Here is a 17,546-nt window from a genome sequence, read left to right as displayed (position 1 = left end):
TCCGCCCCCCTCATGCCCGACATCGCGTTGGGCTTCCGCGAATCTCCCTCCGGCGCCTTGCTGTCCGACGAAGACGACCAAGACCTGCCGCTGCGCGCCGAGCTGTTCAGCGCGGCGCAGATGGCCGCGCACGGCAAGACGCTGGCCACGCACCACGAACTGAGCAAGCGCGGCGGTCGCGACCGCCTGCTGGCGCGGCTGGCGGAAAACGCCGCCGTCATCGACTCCACCTGCGACGAGCTGACCGCCGCCGTCAAGGCCGGCCGCCAGATCACGCCCGCCTCCGAATGGCTGCTGGATAATTTCTACCTGATCGAAGACCAGATCCGCATCGCCCGCCGCCACCTGCCCAAGAACTACAGCAAGCAGCTGCCGCGCCTGGGCAAGGGCGCGCCGGAGGGCACGCCGCGCGTGTACAAGATCGCGCTGGAGATCATCGCCCACGGCGACGGCCGCGTCGATCCCGAATCGCTGTGCCGCTTCGTCGACGCCTACCAGGAGGTGGCCACGCTGCAGCTGGGCGAGCTGTGGGCCATCCCCATCATGCTGCGCCTGGCGCTGATCGAGAACCTGCGGCGCGTGGCCGCGCGCGTGGCCGACAACCGCATCCACCGCGACCTGGCCAACACCTGGGCCGACCAGATGACCGACGTCGCCGAAAAAAATCCCAGCGGCCTGATACTGATGGTGGCCGACATGGCGCGCTCCAACCCGCCCATCACCAGCGCCTTCGTGGCCGAACTGGCGCGCCGCCTGCAGGGACAAAGCCCGGCGCTGACCCTGGCGCTGTCGTGGATCACGCACCGCCTGGCCGAATCGGACCAGACCATCGAGCAGCAGATCCAGGCCGAGATCCAGCAGCAGGCGGCCGAGCAGGTCTCGATCGCCAACAGCATCGGCAGCCTGCGCTTCCTCGGCACCATGGACTGGCAGGAGTTCGTCGAGACCATGAGCGTGGTCGAGCAGACCTTGCGCCAGGACCCGGCCGCCATCTACGGCCGCATGGAATTCGCCACCCGCGACCAATACCGCCACGCGATCGAGAAGATCGCCAAGCGTTCGCGCTATTCCGAAGTCGAAGTGGCGCAGCAGGCCTTGCAGCTGGCGCAGGCCCACTTCGAAGGCGGCGACGCGCGCCACGGCCACGTGGGCTTCTACCTGATCGGCGGCGGTCTGGCCGCGCTGGAAAAGCAGACCGGCATGCGCCGCCCTTGGCTGGAGGCGCTGCAGCAAACCTCGCGCGCCTCGCCGCTGACGTCCTACCTCGGCGCCATCGCCGCCATCTCGCTGGTGTCGACCGCGCTGCTGCTGGAGCGCGCCGCGCGCAACGGCGTGCACGGCCCGGTGATCGTGCTGCTCGGCGTGCTGGCGCTGGCGGGCAGCGGCCAGCTGGCACTAAGCCTGGTGAACTGGATCGCCACGCTGGTGACCCGTCCCAATCCGCTGCCGCGCATGGACTTCAAGGATGGCGTGCCGACCGACGCCCGCGCCGTCGTGGTGGTGCCGACGCTGGTCTACAGCCGCGAGAATGTCGATGATCTGTGCGAGCAGCTGGAGGTGCGCTTCCTCGCCAACCGCGATCCCAACCTGATATTCTGCCTGCTGACCGACTTCGCCGACGCCGCCGCCGAAACCCTGCCCGCCGACGCCGCGCTGATGGAGCAGATGCGCCGCTGCGTGGAGCAACTGAACCGCAAGTACGCCACCCACGCCAACGGCCAGGCCGCGTCGCCGTTCCTGCTGCTGCACCGCCCGCGCCGCTGGAATCCGCAGGAAGGCGTGTGGATGGGCGAGGAGCGCAAGCGCGGCAAGCTGCAGGACCTGAACCGCTTCCTGCGCGGCGGCGCGCGCGACAAATTCAGCCTGGTGGTGGGCGACCTCGGCGAACTGGAAGACATCAAGTACGTCATCACGCTCGACACCGACACCCAGCTGCCGCGCGAGGCCGCGCGCCAGTTCATCGCCGCCATGCGGCACCCGCTGAACCAGCCGCGCATCGACAGCGCGCGTGGCCGCGTGGTGGAGGGCTACGGCATCCTGCAGCCGCGCGTCACGGTCAGCCTGCCGAGCGAGAACGCCTCGCTGTACGAAAAACTGTGCGGCGGCGAGCCGGGCATCGACCCCTACACCCGCACCGTCTCCGATGTGTACCAGGACGTGTTCTTCGAAGGCTCCTTCATCGGCAAGGGCATCTACGACATCGACGTCTACGAGCAGGTGCTGGGCGACCGGCTGCCGGACAACCGCATCCTCAGCCACGACCTGCTGGAAGGCTGCTACCTGCGCGCCGGCCTGCTGAGCGACGTGCAGTTGTACGAGGCCTACCCGGCCCGCTACAGCGACGACGTCAGCCGCCGCCAGCGCTGGACCCGCGGCGACTGGCAGCTGGCCTCGTGGCTGTTCGGCCGCGTGCCGGGCCCGAACCGCAAGCGCGAGCGCAATCCGCTGTCGCTGCTGTCGCGCTGGAAGCTGTTCGACAACCTGCGCCGCAGCCTGACCGCGCCAGCGCTGGTGCTGTCGCTGATCACCGCATGGCGCTGGCTGCCCGACCCGTGGCTGTGGGCCGGCGCCGTGCTGGCCGTGATCTTCGTGCCGCCGCTGGCCAGCACCACGCACGACCTGATACACCGCCCGGAGGACACCCTGTGGAGCCAGCACATACGGGCCGCGCTGCGGCGCGGCGGCATGCAGTTCGCGCACGCCATCCTGATGCTGGCGTTCCTGCCGTACGAAGCCTATTTCAGCCTGGACGCCATCCTGCGCAGCGGCTGGCGCCTGCTGGTCTCGCACAAGCACCTGCTGGAATGGCGGGCCTCGGCGCTGACGCGCGCGGCCGACGGCGCGACCGGCGTGTGGCGCACCATGTGGGTGTCGCCGGTGCTGGCGCTGTTCGTCGGCGGCGCGCTGCTGGGCTGGCGCCCAACCAGCCTGGCGCCGGCCGCGCTGTTCCTGCTGGCGTGGCTGCTGGCGCCGGCCATCGCGGACCGGATCAGCCGCCCGATCGTGCGCCGGCAGGCCCAGCTCACGCCGGACCAGCAGCGCTTCCTGCACCAGCTGGCGCGCCGCACCTGGGCCTATTTCGAACGCTACGTCGGCCCGGACGACAACTGGCTGCCGCCCGATAACATGCAGGAGCATCCGGCGCATGTGGTGGCGCACCGCACCTCGCCGACCAACATCGGCATGGCGCTGCTGGCCAACCTGAGCGCCAGCGATTTCGGCTACATCACCGTCGGCCAGATGATGGAGCGCACCGCCGGCACGCTGGCCACGATGGACCAGCTGGAACGCCACCAGGGCCACTTCTACAACTGGTACGACACGCAGACCCTCAAGCCGCTGCACCCGATCTACATCTCCACCGTCGACAGCGGCAACCTGGCCGGCCACCTGCTGACCCTGCAGGCCGGCCTGACCGGCTTGTACGACCAGCCCATCCTCGGGCCGCAGACGGTGGACGGCGTCGTCGCCACCTGCGAGGTGCTGCAGCAATCGCAGGCCGGCGCCGAGGCGCCCGCGCTGAACGCCTTGCTGGCCGCGCTGGCGCCCGCGCCGGACGCCGGCAACCTGCAGCAGATGCACGCCTGGCTGACCCGCGTGGCTTCCGCCGCCGGCCAGCTGCCGCCGCCGGCGGAAGCCGAGGCCCACGGCGAGGCGGCCATGTGGTCCGCCGCGCTGGTGCGGCAATGCCAGGCCGCGCTGGCGGACCTGACGCTGCTCGCGCCCTGGGTCGACCTGCCGGCGGACGCCGTGTTCGACACCAGCCTGTCGCGCGTGCCGACGCTGCGCGAACTGGCCGCCATGATCGACCAACCGGCCGCCGTGTTGGCCAACGACCTGGCCCCGGCCGAGCGCGATCGCCAGCTGGCGCTGGCCGGCCTGTGCGCGCAGGGCGCCGCCGCCGCCCACGAACGCATGCGCGAGCTGGCCAGCCTGGCGCAGCGCTGCGGCGCATACGCCCTGATGGAATATGGCTTCCTGTTCAATCCGACCACCAACCTGCTGGCCATCGGCTACAACGTCTCCGAGCGCCGGCTGGATGCCAGCTACTACGATCTGCTGGCGTCGGAAGTGCGGCTGGCCAGCTTCGTCGCCATCGCCCAGGGCCAGCTGCCGCAGGAGCACTGGTTCGCGCTGGGCCGCCAGCTGTGCATCGTGGCCGGCAAGCCGGTGCTGCTGTCATGGAGCGGCTCGATGTTCGAGTACCTGATGCCGCTGCTGGTGATGCCCAACTATCCGAGCACGCTGCTCGACCAGACCTACAGCGCGGTGATCGACGCCCAGATCGACTACGGCAAGCGCCGCAACGTGCCGTGGGGGATTTCCGAATCCGGCTACAACACCGTCGACGCCAGCCTCAATTACCAGTACCGCGCCTTCGGCGTGCCGGGCCTGGGCCTGAAGCGCGGCCTGGCCGACGACCTGGTGATCGCGCCCTACGCCACCATGCTGGGACTGATGGTGCGGCCGGAAGCGGCCTGCCTCAACCTGCAGAAGATGGCGGGGCTGGGCTACATGGGCCGCTACGGTTTCTTCGAGGCGGTCGACTACACGGCCTCGCGCCTGCCGCGCGGCCAGGCCTCCGCAGTGATCCGCTCCTTCATGGTGCACCACCAGGGCATGGGACTGCTGGCGCTGAGCTACCTGCTGCACGACCGGCCGATGCAGCGCCGCTTCGAATCCGATCCGCTGCTGCAATCGACGCTGCTGGTGCTGCAGGAACGCAGTCCGGAGGCGGGCGCTTTCTACTCCAACACCAGCGAGCTGGCGGCGATCCGCTCCAGCGTGCCGGAGCAGGCCATGCCGATGCGCATCCTGAGCCAGCACACCACGCCGGTGCCGGAAACCCAGCTGCTGTCCAACGGCCGCTATCACGTCATGGTCACCAACGCCGGCGGCAGCTACAGCCGCTGGAAGGACCTGGCCGTGACGCGCTGGCGCGAGGACAGCACCCGCGACAACTGGGGCAACTTCTGCTACGTGCGCGACATGGAGGATGGCCGCTTCTGGTCCACCACCTACCAGCCCACGCTGGTCGATCCGCGCAAGCACGAGGTGATCTTCTCCGAGGGCCGCGCCGAGTTCCGCCGCTCCGACCGCAACATCGACCTGTACACGGAGATCGTGGTCTCGCCGGAGGACGACATCGAACTGCGGCGCACCCGCATCACCAACAAGTCCGACCGCGTGCGCACCATCGAGGTGACCAGCTTCGCCGAGGTGGTGATGGCGCCGGCCGCCGCCGACGCCGCCCACCCAGCCTTCAGCAAACTGTTCGTGCAGACCGAGATCCTGCGCGACGAAAACGCCATCCTGTGCACCCGCCGCCCGCGCGGCCAGGCCGACGTGATGCCGTGGCTGATGCACTCGATGATGGTGCACGACGCCGCCGTCACGGAGGTCTCGTTCGAGACCGACCGCTCGCGCTTCATCGGCCGTGGCAACACCGCCGCCGCGCCCGACGCCATGCTGAACGGCGAACCGCTGAGCGGCGCCGAAGGCTCGGTGCTCGATCCGGTGGTGGCGATCCGCCACACCATCACGCTGCAGCCGGACCAGACGGCCATCGTCGACATCGTCACCGGCATGACCGAGCAGCGCGACGCCGCGCTGCACCTGATCGACAAATACCAGGACCGCCACCTGGCCGACCGCGTGTTCGAACTGGCGTGGACCCACAGCCAGGTGGTGCTGCGCCAGCTCAACGCCAGCGAGGCGGACGCCCAGCTGTACGGCCGCCTGGCCAACTCGGTCATCTACCCGAACGCAGCGTTGCGCGCCGACGCCGGCACGCTGGCCAAGAACCAGCGCGGCCAGTCCGGCCTGTGGGCCTACGCGATTTCCGGCGACCTGCCGATCGTGCTGCTGCAGATCAAGGACCCGGCCAACATCGAGCTGGCGCGCCAGCTGGTGCAGGCGCACGCCTACTGGCGCCTGAAAGGCCTGGTGGTCGACCTGGTGATCTGGTACGAGGACCAGTCGGGCTACCGCCAGCTGCTGCACGAGCAGATCATGGGCCTGATCGCCTCCGGCATCGACGCCCAGGCCATCGACCGGCCGGGCGGCATCTTCGTGCGCCTGGTCGACCAGATCGCCAACGAGGACCGCGTGCTGCTGCAATCGGTGGCGCGCGCCATCCTCAGCGACAGCCGCGGCACGCTGGCCGAGCAGATCAAGCGTCCCGGCGCGCCGGCCATGCGCATGCCGCCGCTGATGACGGACAACCGCGGCGACTACGCGGACGCCGGCCCCGCCACGCCGGCGGTGCGCCCGCTGATGCTGGAAAACGGCATCGGCGGCTTCACGCCGGACGGCCGCGAATACGTCATCTCCACCAGCGATGCGCGGCGCACGCCGGCGCCGTGGTCCAACGTGCTGGCCAACCCGCAGTTCGGCTGCGTGATCTCGGAGAGCGGCCAGGCCTACACCTGGCACGAGAACGCGCACGAGTTCCGCCTCACGCCGTGGCACAACGATCCGGTCAGCGACGCCAGCGGCGAGGCCTTCTACCTGCGCGATGAGCAGAGCGGCCGCTTCTGGTCGCCGACCGCCTTGCCGGCGCGCGGCAACGGCGGCTACGTCACGCGCCACGGCTTCGGCTACAGCGTGTTCGAACACAGCGAGACCGGCATCGCCACCGAGATGACCGTCTTCGTCGCCACCGACGCGCCGATCAAGTACACGGTGCTCAAGGTGCGCAACGATTCGCTGGTGACGCGGCGCCTGTCGGCCACCGGCTACGTCGAATGGGTGCTGGGCGACATGCGTTCCAAGTCCGGCATGCACATCGTCACCGAGGCCGACCCGGTCAGCGGCGCGCTGTTCGCCAGGAACCCCTACAACACCGAGTTCACCGGCCGCGTGGCCTTCTTCAACTGCGACGCCACGCTGCGCACCCACACCGCCGACCGCAGCGAATTCCTGGGCCGTAACGGCACGCTGGCTGCGCCGGCGGCGCTGCGCCGCTCGCGCCTGTCCGGCAAGATCGGCGCGGGGCTGGACGCCTGCGCCGCGATCCAGGTGCCGTTCGACCTGCTGCCCGGCCAGGAGCGCGAGATCGTCTTCGTGCTGGGCGTGGCCGGCCGCCGCAACGCCGACGCCAGCAGCCTGGCGCAGAAGCACCGCAGCGCCGGCGCCGCGCACGAGGCGCTGGCCGCCGTGCACGCGCACTGGGAGAAGACCCTGGGCGCGGTACGCATCGACACGCCGGAGCCGGAGCTGGACCTGCTGGCCAACGGCTGGCTGATGTACCAGACCATCGCCTGCCGCATGTGGGCGCGCAGCGGCTACTACCAGTCCGGCGGCGCCTTCGGCTTCCGCGACCAGCTGCAGGACGCGATGGCCACCATCCACACGCAACCGCAGCTGCTGCGCGACCAGCTGCTGCTGTGCGCCGCCCACCAGTTCCTGGAGGGCGACGTGCAGCACTGGTGGCATCCGCCGTCGGACCGCGGCGTGCGTACCCACTGCTCGGACGACTACCTGTGGCTGCCGCTGGGCGCCTGGCGCTACGTCATCGCCACCGGCGACACTGGCGTGCTGGCCGAAAGCATGCCTTACCTGGAGGGCCGCGCCGTCAAGCCGGAGGAGGACTCCTACTACGACATGCCGGGCCGCTCCAGCGAAAGCGGCACGCTGTACGAGCACTGCGTGCGCGCCATCCGCAACGGCCTGCGCTTCGGCGAGCATGGCCTGCCGCTGATCGGCTCCTGCGACTGGAACGACGGCATGGACAAGGTGGGCGAGCATGGCAAGGGGGAGAGCGTGTGGCTGGCCTTCTTCCTGTGCGAGGTGCTGCAGCGCTTCGCCGAAGTGGCGGAGCTGATGCAGGACGTGGACTTCGCCACCGAATGCCGCGGCGAGGCCAAGAAGCTGGCATACAACGTCGAGCAGAACGCGTGGGACGGCCAGTGGTACCGCCGCGCCTATTTCGACGACGGCACGCCGCTCGGATCGCACAGCAACGAGGAATGCCAGATCGATTCGATCTCGCAAAGCTGGGGCGTGCTGTCCGGCGCCGCCGATCCGGTGCGGGTGCGCGGCGCGATGGAGCAGGTCAACCAGCGCCTGGTGCGGCGCGATTCAGGGATCATCCAGCTGCTCGATCCGCCGTTCGACAAGGCCGGCCCGAACCCGGGCTACATCCGCGGCTACGTGCCCGGCGTGCGCGAGAACGGCGGCCAGTACACGCACGCCGCCATCTGGACCGCGATGGCCTTCGCCCGCCTGGGCGAGACCGAGCGCGCGTGGGAGCTGGCGCGCATGATCAACCCGGTGCAGCACGGCGGCACCCCGGAAGGCATGGCGCGCTACAAGGTCGAGCCCTACGTGGTCACGGCCGACGTCTACGCCGTGGCGCCGCACGTGGGGCGCGGCGGCTGGAGCTGGTACACCGGTTCGTCGGGCTGGATGTACCGGCTGATCCTGGAGTCGCTGCTCGGCCTGACGCGCACCGCCACCCAGATCACGCTGGCGCCGCGCATGCCGGCCGAATGGGATCACTTCACGCTGACGTACCGCCATGGCGAAGGCTCGTATGTGATCCGGGTGGTGAAGTCGGCGGAAACCGCCGCGCCGGTGCTGACGGTGGACGGCGTGCGCCAGCTGGCGCTGGCGATCGACCTGCACGATACCGCCAGCATCCATAAGGTCGAACTGCTCATGCCGGCCAAGTTAAATTCTTAACAGAGTGTCCCATTCTGGACATTTTCATCATCGGTACAACGGCGCGAAAATTTAGTTTCGCGCCGTTGTCGCGTGCGCGCCCAGTAGCCACCGCATTTATTCCAAAGACCTCTGAATAGCCAAGCAAATTCGAATTGGTTCGTCATCTTCCTGTCATGCATAGTTGCCAATATTTTGGATCCCCAACCGCAGAGAGAAAGAACCTGATGAACAAATCTAAGATGCTGTCCCGGCTCGCGATGATGTTGATGCTGTCCTCCGGCGCGATTGGCGCGGTCCACGCGTCCAAGGCCGACCACCACGAATTCGAGGCCACGCTGCACGCGCCCTTCGCCGCCGACGGCGCCGACCAGGACCGGCCGGAAGCCCGCACCTTCAAGCTCGCCTTCGATTTCCCGCTGCTGGAGCGCGAGCAGGACGTGCGCTGGCGCCTGGAGCTGGTCAGCCCGGACGGCGTGGTGGTCCAGCAGTGGCAGGGCGTGCAGCGCATCGCCGGCAAGCCGGTCGACGTCAGCATCGCGTGGGACGGCCGCGCCGACGGCTTGATCCTGACCGACGGCGTCTACCTGGCGCGCATGCAGGCCGTCACCGGCGACGAGACGGTCGAGCAAAGCTGGGACATCTCGGTGGGCCGCAATCCGGCGCAGGCCATGCCGGCCTTCAAGGCGCTGCCGACCAACACCGCGCGGGCGCGCCCGACGCGCCAGGCCGGCCTGGTGGCGCAAAGCGTGGCCGCGACATCGTCGCTGCCGTACACCATCTACCTCGGCAACCTGCACAGCCAGACCAACCACAGCGACGGCGGCGGCCCGCTGGGCAGCTGCACCGGCGCGCAGGCGCCGCAAAGCGCGGCCCTGGGACCGGCCGACGCCTACCAGTACGCCATGAACAAGGGCCTCGATTTCCTGATGGCCTCCGAGCACAATCACATGTACGACGGTTCCGACGGCACCAACGCCTCGGCCGATCCGGTCACCGCCAAGGCGCTGTTCCAGTCCGGGCTGACCGCCGCCGCCAACTTCAACAGCGCGCACGCCAACTTCCTCGGCATGTATGGGCTGGAGTGGGGCGTGATCAACAACGGCGGCCATATGAACATCTTCAACACCACCGAGTTGCTGGGATGGGAGAGCAACAGCAGCGGCCAGCTGATCGCCGACACGCTGACGCCGAAGAACGACTACGCCGCGCTGTACACGCTGATGCGCCAGCGCGGCTACATCGGCCAGTTCAACCATCCCGAATCGTCGGGCCAGTTCCTGGTCAACGGCACGGCGCTGGGCTACACCGCCGACGGCGACCAGGCGATGGCGCTGTGCGAAGTGCTCAACACCTCGGCCTTCTCCACCAACACCAGCGAGAGCGAGACCGGCCGCAGCACCTACGAAGGCGCCTGCAACAAGGCGCTGGAGGCGGGCTACCACGTCGCCTTCTCCAGCGACCAGGACAACCACTGCGCCAACTGGGGCGTGTCCTACACCAACCGCACCGGCGTGCTGCTGCCGACCGGCACGCCGCTGACCACCGCCAGCATGATCGCCGCCATCAAGGCGCGCCGCGTGTTCGCCACCATGGACAAGACCTCGCAGCTGATCCTGACCGCCAACGGCCACGTGATGGGCGAGCGCTTCACCAACAGCGGCACCCTGAACCTGGTGGCCAACTTCGCCAGCAGCAGCGGCAAGACGGTATCGTCGGTGAAGATGTACGAGGGTGTCCCGGGCCGCAACGGCACGGTGACGCAGCTGTCGGCCACCGCCAGCACCACCATCACGCCGGCCGTGGGCGAGCACTTCTACTACGCCAAGATCACCCAGAACGACGGCAACATCCTGTGGTCGGCGCCGGTGTGGGTCACGCAGACCAGCGGCGGCGGCACCACCACGCCGCCCACGGCCACGCAGCTGATCGTCAACGGCGGCTTCGAGTCGGGCGCCGCATCGTGGACCGCGACGTCGGGCGTGATCAGCAACGACGCGAGCCAGGCCGCGCATGCGGGTAGCTACAAGGCCTGGCTGGACGGCTACGGCAGCGCCCACACGGACACGCTGTACCAGACCGTGACGATACCGGCCGACGCCACCAGCGCCACGCTGGCGTTCTGGCTGCAGGTGGTGTCCGACGAGACCACCACCACCACCGCCTACGACACGCTCAAGGTGCAGGTGCGCAGCGGCGCCAACGCGGTGCTGGCGACGCTGGCGACGTATTCGAATCTGAACAAGGGCAGCACGTATGTGCAGAAGAGTTTCGACCTGTCGGCCTACAAGGGCCAGACGGTGAGGATATACTTCGAGGGTGTGGAAGGTTCGACGGTGTCGACCGCGTTCCTGATCGACGACGTCACGCTGAACGTGCAGTAGGCGCGCTTAGTTGGTCCAGGGCTGTTCGCGCTTCTTGCCGTTGCGCGCGAACAGCAGCAGCACGCCGATGCCGAGCAATATCAGCTTGTAGTTCACCGGCTCCGGCACCGACACCATGTCGGCCTTTTTGGCCGGCTTGACCGGTTTGGCGATGCCGGAAGCGCTGGTGGCGTGTGCCGCCACCGGCGCCGGTTCTGCCGCATAAGCCTGAACGTTCAACGCGGAGGCGCACAACACCAGCGCCGCAATTTTGCTCATCAATCGCATTCCTTGCCCCTGCCAATAATGAAGTGACAAGTATAATAGATTGTTAATTCCTCCGCATCCGTGCGGTAACACACGGAGCGGGGCATAAAGACTTGACCCTACGCGCCGAGGCTGGACCCGGCGCCCAGCAGCGTCGCCACGCCCAGCACGGCGAACACCAGCGCCGCGATGCCGTGCACCAGCTTGAGCGAGACGCGGTGCGCGATGCGGTCGCCCAGGTAGACCGCCGGCACATTGGCCAGCATCATGCCGAAGGTGGTGCCGCACACCACCGCCACCAGGCTGTGATAGCGCGCCGCCAGCGCGACCGTGGCCACCTGCGTCTTGTCGCCCATCTCGGCGACGAAGAAGGCGATCAGCGTGGTCAGGAACACGCCGTACTTCGCCAGCGGCATGTCGTCGTCGTCGATCTTGTCCGGCACCAGCGTCCACGCGGCCATCGCCAGGAAGGACGCGCCCAGCACCCAGCGCAGGATGTCGGGACCCAGCAGGCTGGTGATCCAGGCGCCGACCGCCGCGGCGAACGTGTGGTTGGCGATGGTGGCGACGAAGATCGCGGCGACGATGGGCAGCGGGCGGCGGAACTTGGCGGCCAGGCAGAAGGCGAGCAGCTGGGTTTTATCGCCGATTTCCGCGAGGGCGACGATACCGGTAGAGACGAGGAAGGCTTCCATGGGATTGTTTTAGTAGTACGCGGGCCGGAAACGATTAACCAATGATCCAGGCGCGACTCCGGCCCATCATGGCCGCACCTCGATCATGGTCTCGTCAAGTTTTTCAACCACCTGCACCACGGTCTGCGGACCGATTATGTTGACACAGGTTCTTGCGCCGGGACGGCGCAAGCCGACTACTCCCCACTTACGGAGCGAATGATAGCATAGGCGTGCGGATGTACACATCTTCGATACATGGCTATGCTATTCTGCTTCGCGCTTCAGTCAACATTGAAAAGACCGCCATGCCTATCAAGAAAAAACTGTCCGCGTTCGTCCTGGCCGCCCTGGCGGCGCTGGGCGTCGCCCACGCCGACCCGCTGAGCTACGCGCGCTACGACCAGGTACGCACCAGCGACCTGTATCTGGACCTGAAGGCCGATTTCGGCCACAAGACGCTGGCCGGCTACGCCGAGCTGACGCTGAACTGGATCGATCCATCCGCCCGCACGCTGGTGCTGGACACGAACGAACTCAATATCGCCAAGGTGCAGGTGCTCAACCCGAACGGCCGCTGGAGCGCCGCCTCCTTCATGCTCGACAAGCCGGACGCCGAGAAGGGCCGGGCGCTGCGCATCGCGCTGTCGTTCCAGCCGCAGAAGGTGCGCGTGTACTACCGCACCGCGCCGTCGGCCGCCGCGCTGCAGTGGATGTCGCCGCAGCAGACCATGTCCGGCAAGCGTCCGTTCATGTTCAGCCAGTCCGAGGAAATCAACGCCCGCTCGTGGGCGCCGGTGCAGGACACGCCTGCGGTGCGCTTCACCTACAGCGCCCGCATCGAGGCGCCGTCTGGCATGCGCGTGGTGATGAGCGCCGAGAACGACCAGAATGCGACCGGCGCCGGCGGCTGGAAATTCAAGATGGCGCAGCCGATTCCATCCTACCTGCTGGCCATCGCCATCGGCGAGATCGACGTGCGCAATCTCGGCCCGCGCTCCGCCGTCTACGCCGAACCGGCGCGCATCGACGCCGCCGCCTACGAGCTGGCCGACACCGAGAAAATGATCAGCGCCGCCGAAGGCCTGTACGGCCCGTACCGGTGGGAGCGCTACGACATGATCGTGCTGCCGCCGTCGTTCCCGATCGGCGGCATGGAGAACCCGCGCCTGACCTTCCTCACGCCGACCATGATCGCCGGCGACCGCAGCCTGGTCGACCTGATCGCGCACGAGCTGGCGCACTCCTGGTCCGGCAACCTGGTGACCAACGCCTCGTGGAAGCACTTCTGGCTCAACGAAGGCTTCACCACCTACGTCACCACCCGCATCGTCGAGAAGCTGTACGGCGAGGAAGTGGCGGAGATGAACCTGCAGGTCGAGCAGGAGGAGGCGCTGGCTTCGCTGCCGGCCATCCCGGCGGCCAAGCAGGCGCTGGTCACGCGCGATGCCGACACCAGCGCCGCCAGCTACACCGACAGCGGCCTGGTTTATCCGAAGGGCGCGTGGCTGCTGCGCACCCTGGAGCAGCGCGCCGGCCGCGAGGTGTTCGATCCCTTCCTGCGCGGCTGGTTCGACCAGCACGCGTTCAAGTCCGCCACCACCGACGAATTCGTCGCCTACCTGAAGAAGAATCTGCTGGACCCGCATCCGGACGTGATGTCGCAGGCGGAGCTCGACGAGTGGCTGTACGGCGCCGGCATTCCGGCCAGCGCCAGGCACGCGGCCTCGCCGCGCTTGGCCGCGCTGGACGCGCAGCGCACCGCGTGGCTCAAGGGCGAGCTGCCGACCAGGGACTTGAACGGCAAGAACTGGATCGCGCTGGAGTGGATGCACTTCCTGAACGATATCGACGGCAAGGCCAACGCCACGCAGCTGCAGGAGCTGGACCAGGCTTTCGCGCTGGGCAAGAGCGGCAACAATGAAATCGCCTACCGCTTCTACCTGGCCTCGATCAAGGCCGGCTACAACGTGCGCGAGCCGCTCAACACCTTCCTGATGAGCGTGGGGCGCCAGAAGTTCGTGGTGCCGCTGTACACCGCGCTGTTGAAGAATCCGGGCGACCGGGAATGGGCCAAGGCGGTCTACGCCAAGGCGCGCGAGCACTATCACCCGGTCACCCAGGGATCGGTCGACAAACAATTTAAAAAATAACGATGCTGAAATTCTCTCGTACTTTCGCTGCCGCACTGGTGGTGCTGGCGGTGTCCGTCCCGGCGCTGGCCGCCGCGCCGGCCTACAACCTCGACGCCGACGTCAAGCTCGCGCTGAAGACCTTCGACGTGCCCGGCATGGCGATCGCCATCGTCAAGGACGGCAAGGTGATCTCCGCCCAGGGTTACGGCGTGCGCAAGCTGGGCGACCCGACGCCGGTGGACGGCAAGACCCTGTTCGAAGTGGCCTCCAACTCCAAGGCCTTCACCGCCGCCGCGTTGGCGATGCTGGTCGACGAGGGCAAGATCGCCTGGGACGATCCGGTCACCAAGCACCTGCCGGACTTCCAGATGTACGACTCCTACGTCACCGGCGCGATGACGGTGCGCGACCTGCTCACGCACCGCAGCGGCCTGGGTCTGGGCGCGGGCGATTTGCTGTGGTGGCCGACCACCAATTTCAGCACCGACGAAATCATCGCGCGCCTGCGCTACGTGAAGCCGGCCACCAGCTTCCGCAACAGCTACGCCTACGACAACCTGCTCTACATCGTGGCCGGCAAGATCGTCGCCGCCAAGGCGGGCAAGCCGTGGGGCGCGGCCATCCACGACCGCATCCTGGCGCCGCTGGGCATGAACGGCACCACCACCGACGTCGCCGGGATGCTGGCCAGTGGCGACTACTCCGCGCCGCACAGCAAGATCGACGACAAGGCGGCGGTGGTCAAGCCCATGCCGGTGGAGAACGCGGTGGGCGCGGTCGGCATCAACACCAACGCCGAGGACATCGCGCGCTGGATGACGATGCTGCTCGGTGGCGGCAAGCTGGAAAACGGCACGCAGCTGATCAGCGCCAAGCAGCTGGGCGAGATGTGGTCCGAGCAGACGCCGATGCGTATCCGCGAACCGAAACCGGCGCTGGCCGCGACCAAGCCCAATTTCTCGGCCTATGGCTTGGGCTTCAGCCTGCGCGACTACAAGGGCCGCAAGATCGCCATGCACGGCGGCGCGCTGCAGGGCTTTTATTCGACGGTGCTGATGGTGCCGGAAGAGAAGCTCGGCATCGCCATCCTCACCAACGCCGAGAACAGCCCGGCGATGGCGTCGCTGTACTGGCGCATCCTGGACCAGTACCTGGACGTGCCGGCCAGCGACTGGATCAAGCTGTACGCGGACCAGGAGGCGGCCGCGCACAAGGAGGAGCTGGAACGGCAGGGCAAGGAGGCCGGCGCGCGCGCCGCGAAGTCGACGCCGTCGCTGCCGCTGGCGTCCTACGACGGCGAGTATGAGGACCCGTGGTACGGCAAGGTGACGATACGCGCCGAGGGCAAGAAGCGCATCATGAGCTTCACCCGCACGCCGGACCTGACGGGGGAGCTGGAGCACTTCCAGCACGACACCTTCATCGTGCGCTGGAAGGAGCGCAACCTGAACGCCGACGCCTATGTGACGTTCGCGCTCAATCCGGACGCCAGCATCGAGCGCATGAAAATGGCGCCGGTGTCGATGGAGACGGACTTCAGCTACGACTTCCGCGATTTGAATTTCACGCCGGTCAAGCCGCCCAAATCCGACCCGGCCAAGTAGGCTAGACCTGGCTCTCGACCCGGTTGCGGCCATTGTGCTTGGCGCGGTACAGCGCCAGGTCGGCGGCGTGGAACAGGTCGTCCAGCGCGGCGTGCGGGCCGTGCGCCACGGCCACGCCGAAGCTGGCCGTCACGCGCAGGATATGGCCGTCGTTCAGCGTCAGCGGCTCGCGCGCGATCGCCTCGCGCAGCCGCTCGGCCAGCGCGCGCGCCGCCTCCAGTCCGCAGGCCGCCGGCATCACCACGAACTCCTCGCCGCCGTAGCGCGCCACGATCTCGCCGTCGCGCAGGCTGTCGCGCACCACCTCGGCGATGCGGATCAGCACCTGGTCGCCGGCGTCGTGGCCGTAGGAGTCGTTGACCGACTTGAAGTGGTCGACGTCGAACAGGATCACCGCCAGCGATTCATTGTGCTCGCGCGCGCCGCGCAGGCGCAGGTTGCCGGCCGCGGTGAAGGCGCGCCGGTTCAGGATCCCGGTCAGGTAGTCGGTGTCGGCGCGCAGCCGGAGTTCCTCGATCAGGCGCACGCGCTCCTGCTCCAGCCGCTGGCGGTCCATGCTGTTGGCGCGCAGCGTCGCCAGCGCGCGCAGCATGTCGCCGATCTCGTCGTCGCGGCGGGCGCCGGTGGGCGGCGGCGAGAAGTCGCCGTTGCCCAGCCGGACCACGGCGCGCGTGGCGCGCAGCAGCGGAATCACCACGCGCCGCCGCACGATCAGCAGCAGCAGCGTGAGCGCCAGCAGGATGGCCGCGCCCACCATCAGGGCCAGCATCAGCTCGCGCCGCGCCGTCTCGAAGTCGCGCCGCGCCTGGGCCTGGGCCTCGTCCAGCAGCACGTCGCGCAGCGCCAGGATGGGCGCCATGTTCGGCACGTAGCGCTGCGCGAACTGGCCGGTGTTCATGCCGTAGGGACGGCCGGCGCGGCTGGCCTGCTCGACGTCGGCCACCAGTTGCAGGCCGGCGCCGAAGTAGGCCTGGTCCATGCGCGCCACCGCCGCCAGCACGCGCGGCTCGCCGTCGATGTCGCTGCCGGGGAGCTTGATCAGCTGGCGCAGCTGCTCGATGCGGCCGCGCAGGAACTGCAGCCGCGCATGGTCGCTCTCGGCCAGCGGACGGGCGGCCGCCAGCGGCACCGTCAGCGCCGAGCCGAGGCGGCCCGCGTACTCGCGCAGCTCGACCGTCAGGCGGGCCTTCATCAGGATGCGGGCGATGCTGGGGTAGATCTGTTCCGAGGCGCGCGTGTAGCCGGTCACCGCGTCGAGCGCCAGCGGCACCAGCGCGAACATGCGCTCGACGGCCGCGTCCAGGCGTTCCGGGGTGCGCTCGGGCGGCGGCAGCGCGGCCAGCTGGTCCACCGTCCGGCGCGCCGCCGCCAGCGCCGCGTGCAGCGGCGCCAGCGCGGTGGCGGGGATGGTCGGGCCGCTGTCGGCGGCCAGCTCGTCGCGCAGCCGCGCCAGCGCCAGGTCGGTGTCGGCGCGGGCGCGCCGCAGCCGCTCGCGGTAGGCCGGGTCGGGCGGCACGCGGTCGCCCAGCACGGCGTTGACCGGGCCGCGTTCGAAGGAGAGTTTTTCGGCCGCCACCATGGCGCGCTGCATCAGTTGCAGCGTCTGGTGGCCGGTGCCGGCGGCGCGGTAGTGCAGCCATTCGCCCCACAACAGCCGGCCCAGCATGCCGCACACCAGCAACGCCAGCACGGCGCCGGTGAGGGCGAATAATCGGGTTAATCTCATTGCTGCCAACCTGCATTCCTATTTGCTAGTTGGCAATATGCCATAAAGCGCGGCCGCTGTGGTTGTTGAGGGCGGTCTCGGCTTGAAATGAGACGGCTGTGTGCGGCTAATGG

At 68.3% G+C, this 17,546-nt stretch carries 7 protein-coding genes and 1 riboswitch; of the genes, 4 read left to right on the top strand and 3 right to left on the bottom strand.

What is annotated here, in order from left to right:
• Positions 1-12: 12 nt before the first annotated feature.
• Together HUX88_RS16250 and HUX88_RS16245 are read left to right on the top strand one after the other, a co-directional pair.
• Positions 13-8,685, top strand: coding sequence for a GH36-type glycosyl hydrolase domain-containing protein (locus tag HUX88_RS16250; protein WP_176362478.1), 8,673 nt, complete (start codon positions 13-15; stop codon positions 8,683-8,685).
• Positions 8,686-8,891: 206 nt separating this feature from the next.
• The gene (locus tag HUX88_RS16245) at positions 8,892-11,048 is read left to right on the top strand and encodes a CehA/McbA family metallohydrolase (protein ID WP_176362434.1); all 2,157 of its coding nucleotides are present in this window, start codon (positions 8,892-8,894) and stop codon (positions 11,046-11,048) included.
• A gap of 6 nt (positions 11,049-11,054) precedes the next feature.
• Here HUX88_RS16245 and HUX88_RS16240 read toward each other — a convergent pair whose 3' ends face one another.
• Together HUX88_RS16240 and HUX88_RS16235 are read right to left on the bottom strand one after the other, a co-directional pair.
• Complete coding sequence (locus HUX88_RS16240; protein WP_229213071.1) at positions 11,055-11,306, bottom strand: hypothetical protein; 252 nt, start codon at positions 11,304-11,306, stop codon at positions 11,055-11,057.
• Positions 11,307-11,413: 107 nt separating this feature from the next.
• Positions 11,414-11,989: a TMEM165/GDT1 family protein gene (locus HUX88_RS16235; protein ID WP_176362433.1), complete on the bottom strand. Its 576-nt coding sequence runs from the start codon at positions 11,987-11,989 to the stop codon at positions 11,414-11,416.
• An 11-nt stretch (positions 11,990-12,000) separates the two neighbouring features.
• A riboswitch (yybP-ykoY riboswitch) is annotated at positions 12,001-12,186 on the bottom strand.
• A 90-nt stretch (positions 12,187-12,276) separates the two neighbouring features.
• Between HUX88_RS16235 and HUX88_RS16230 the strand changes: the two genes are divergently transcribed.
• Both HUX88_RS16230 and HUX88_RS16225 read left to right on the top strand, forming a co-directional pair.
• Positions 12,277-14,121 carry a M1 family metallopeptidase gene (locus HUX88_RS16230; protein ID WP_176362432.1) on the top strand — a complete coding sequence of 615 codons (1,845 nt, stop codon included), beginning with the start codon at positions 12,277-12,279 and terminating at the stop codon, positions 14,119-14,121.
• A gap of 2 nt (positions 14,122-14,123) precedes the next feature.
• Entirely contained in the window at positions 14,124-15,707 is a 1,584-nt protein-coding gene (locus tag HUX88_RS16225) for a serine hydrolase (protein WP_176362431.1), read from the top strand.
• Between the two features lies 1 nt (position 15,708).
• Here the strand turns inward: HUX88_RS16225 and HUX88_RS16220 are convergent, their stop codons facing one another.
• Positions 15,709-17,433, bottom strand: a complete 1,725-nt coding sequence (locus tag HUX88_RS16220) for a diguanylate cyclase (protein ID WP_176362430.1) — start codon at positions 17,431-17,433, stop codon at positions 15,709-15,711.
• Between the last annotated feature and the right edge of the window lie 113 nt (positions 17,434-17,546).

This window comes from Duganella sp. BJB1802 (genome assembly GCF_013369445.1).
GTDB classification, from domain to species: domain Bacteria; phylum Pseudomonadota; class Gammaproteobacteria; order Burkholderiales; family Burkholderiaceae_D; genus Rugamonas; species Rugamonas vulcania_A.
Note: the sequence above shows the minus strand (reverse complement) of the source record. Positions and strands in the feature narration are given on the sequence as shown.